Genomic DNA, 2,640 nt, shown 5'->3' on the forward strand with positions numbered 1-2,640 from the left:
CATTTAATGAATTGGTATAAATCGGGATGAAACGGATAACTGGACTGGATGCGATCAGCTAAAATTTCCGCTTGCTGTTGGACTTCCTGACGTTCTCTGTCTGTTTCACAAAAGGTTTCTCGATATTTACAGAAAAGTTGAGCTTGTTGGTGTGCCACTTCTTGAATCAATGCGGGATCGCCAAGATCGGTAAACAGACGACGTTGTACCACTTTCATGACATCATCACCCGAAACGGGTTCTTTTTTGGCATCGATGCGGTTGACTAATTTATCGAGTACGCTGAGTAGGCCTTCATTGCCGATCGCTTCTTGTACACTGGCTTGTAGGGAATAAACTAGGACGGTTTTAGGAAGTTCTCGCACAACTTCAGTGAGTTTTTGCATGAAGGTTAATACTTGCCGTCCCAGCGTTGAATCACTGACGTTTAAAGCCATTGCGTTCTCAACATAGACTAAAAATTCATCGATCAAGATGAGAATTGGGCGATCGCCAATCAGTTGACGGAGAATATCGTTACCTGGGGCGATCCTTTGTTTATCCTGTGCTTCGACTAATTGATAGGCTTCATAACCGCCTAACTGCCATGCGAGGTATCCCCAGGGAGTATATAACTGAGGGGAGTCGGGGAGTTTTGCACCTGTAGCCGCATCCATGTCTAAACCGATGAAGGAGAGTACATCGACTTTACCAGGGTTCGGTAGGGCAGCAATTTCCTCGATATCTGCTAATTCCTGACGATGTTGGGTGATATGGTACAGACTAACAAGGGAGTGGGTTTTACCACCACCAAAGGGTGTTCGTAGCTGGAGGACGCGATCGCCCGAACCGCCACAAAGTCCGTTTAAGACATCTTTTAATAACTCCTTCAACTCTTTAGTGAGATAAGTCGCCTCGAAAAATTTTTTAGCTTTGCGATAAACTTCAAGGCAGGTTGATTCATTACGGATGACTGCGCCTAAACTGGCGGCAAAAGTTGCATTTTCGACATTGCTGATGACATCGGGGTGAGGTGCAACGACTTGTGTCCAGGGTTTGAGTTGATAGGCGTTATTCATGCAAGGGAAAACTGTTAGTAATCGATATCTTTCTCCTTAGTGTTCCCAATCTTTTGTCTGAATCTTCATCTGATAAAATTAATCTGGCAGATTCCTAGAGGAACAATGGGGTCAAATTCTTTATGATCTGAGGTTAGAAGCATTCCATTAATTCGTTTTGTCAAAGCTAAAGCAAAACAATCCGCTAAAGATACTCTCCTGATAGTAGCTTTATAAGAAGCGACAGCTTGCCAGAAATTCTGATCGATATCATCCCGAAAAATAACACCTATAGCTTTTAAATCATCGAGCATTGCTTCTGCTTCAGTTCTAGAAGAATCTCTCAGAACATCATAGTAAACTTCACAGAGATTAATCACGTGAATCAGACACGTATGCTGCTCATCAGCTAGATAGTTTTCTACCTGTTCGGCACCTGTTTCGTCTCGAATATAAGCAATAACAGCACAGGCATCAAGAATAATATTCATCTAGTTCGTTCTTCCCAATCAATTTCATCTTGTTTGTTGAAGGCAAATGCTTCACTAGAACTAAGAGAGTTGGCATATTTTCCTCTAAGAGAATGAATGAGTTGTCTTTTCTTTTCTGAACTTGCTTGTTGTTCATGAACTAATTGAGCAGCATAGTCAGCAAGTTGATGAAGTTGTTGTTCGGGAAGTTGTTCAAGGTATTGCGTAATTTGTTCTTTAATTTCTTGAATAGGCATCTTGTAATTCCTTAAAATTATCTATCTTAAATTTGATTTTGAGGTTTAATTATTCTTATTTATCGGTAAAACTCTAATTTTAGAACGATTTAAGTCAATTGTTATTAATGCTCCTTCTTGAAGTTGTTCTTGAAACTGATTTAAAGCTTTGATTAATTCATTTTCTAAAGACTCAGGAAATAAATCTTGAGTACGTATTTGAATGACACTAGGAGATGTTGCCCCACTAGAAGCTAAGATTGCTCCAAAATCAAGATCGTTGGTCAAGATAATATAGTTATGAGTAACTGCCCATTCCATAATAACTCGGTCAGTAGCCCCAAAATCGCCAATCGTTGACCAATGAACAGATTCAATCCTATATTTTGCCAACGTGGCTACCCAATCGGGCGATAAGTTCATATCAATTAAAATTTTCATTCATGTTTTTTAAATGAAAAGAATGTCTATTTAAACTAAAGAAATCTCAATTTCTTCGGTGCGCCATGCAGCATAAGTTAAGGCTTCATAAATATCGGCTTCTTCTAGATAAGGATAAGCTTGTAAAATATCTTGAAAAGAACGACCAGCAGCAACTAATCCGACAATTGTACCTACGGTGACACGCATTCCCCGAATACAAGGCTTTCCGCCCATTACTTCGGGATTAAAAGTGATGCGCTTTAGTGTTTTCATTTATAATTAACCACCTCTGGTAAATAAATTCTCCTCGACAACCCGTTTCCATGAGGCTAACAGGGTAGAAATAGCCTGTTGTTCAGCAGAACGATGACCGTTCCCGTTATGTCCATTTCCGTTACCATTTCCATTTCCATTATGACCGTTTTGGGAGGTTAGAGAACGCCCACTGAGGGATTGATACTAAGTTGCGAATTA

5 protein-coding genes are annotated in these 2,640 nt (G+C 40.0%); all 5 read right to left on the minus strand.

Annotated elements, in window-relative coordinates; translation table 11 throughout:
- Positions 1–1,058, minus strand: a 1,058-nt coding sequence (locus CFPU101_RS25120) for a DUF499 domain-containing protein (protein WP_206818605.1), incomplete at its 3' end; no start/stop codon positions are given.
- Positions 1,059–1,123: 65 nt separating this feature from the next.
- Complete coding sequence (locus CFPU101_RS25125; RefSeq protein ID WP_206818607.1) at positions 1,124–1,528, minus strand: PIN domain-containing protein; 405 nt, start codon at positions 1,526–1,528, stop codon at positions 1,124–1,126.
- On the minus strand, positions 1,525–1,764 hold the full coding sequence (locus tag CFPU101_RS25130; RefSeq protein WP_206818609.1) for a hypothetical protein: 240 nt from the start codon (positions 1,762–1,764) through the stop codon (positions 1,525–1,527). Before CFPU101_RS25130 ends, CFPU101_RS25125 begins: the two co-directional genes overlap by 4 nt.
- A 45-nt stretch (positions 1,765–1,809) precedes the next feature.
- Positions 1,810–2,184 carry a DUF5615 family PIN-like protein gene (locus tag CFPU101_RS25135; protein WP_206818611.1) on the minus strand — a complete coding sequence of 125 codons (375 nt, stop codon included), beginning with the start codon at positions 2,182–2,184 and terminating at the stop codon, positions 1,810–1,812.
- Between the two features lie 30 nt (positions 2,185–2,214).
- Positions 2,215–2,439 carry a DUF433 domain-containing protein gene (locus CFPU101_RS25140; RefSeq protein ID WP_206818613.1) on the minus strand — a complete coding sequence of 75 codons (225 nt, stop codon included), beginning with the start codon at positions 2,437–2,439 and terminating at the stop codon, positions 2,215–2,217.
- Positions 2,440–2,640: the final 201 nt, after the last annotated feature.

It is taken from the genome of Chroococcus sp. FPU101, assembly GCF_017312365.1.
Classification (GTDB): Bacteria; Cyanobacteriota; Cyanobacteriia; order Cyanobacteriales; family Microcystaceae; genus Chroococcus.

What these genes read in the sequence shown, in the direction of transcription:
- CFPU101_RS25125 (WP_206818607.1), bottom strand. Translation starts at nt 1,528, where the DNA reads ATGAATATTATTCTTGATGCCTGTGCTGTTATTGCTTATATTCGAGAC.
- CFPU101_RS25130 (WP_206818609.1), bottom strand. Translation starts at nt 1,764, where the DNA reads ATGCCTATTCAAGAAATTAAAGAACAAATTACGCAATACCTTGAACAA.
- CFPU101_RS25135 (WP_206818611.1), bottom strand. Translation starts at nt 2,184, where the DNA reads ATGAAAATTTTAATTGATATGAACTTATCGCCCGATTGGGTAGCCACG.
- CFPU101_RS25140 (WP_206818613.1), bottom strand. Translation starts at nt 2,439, where the DNA reads ATGAAAACACTAAAGCGCATCACTTTTAATCCCGAAGTAATGGGCGGA.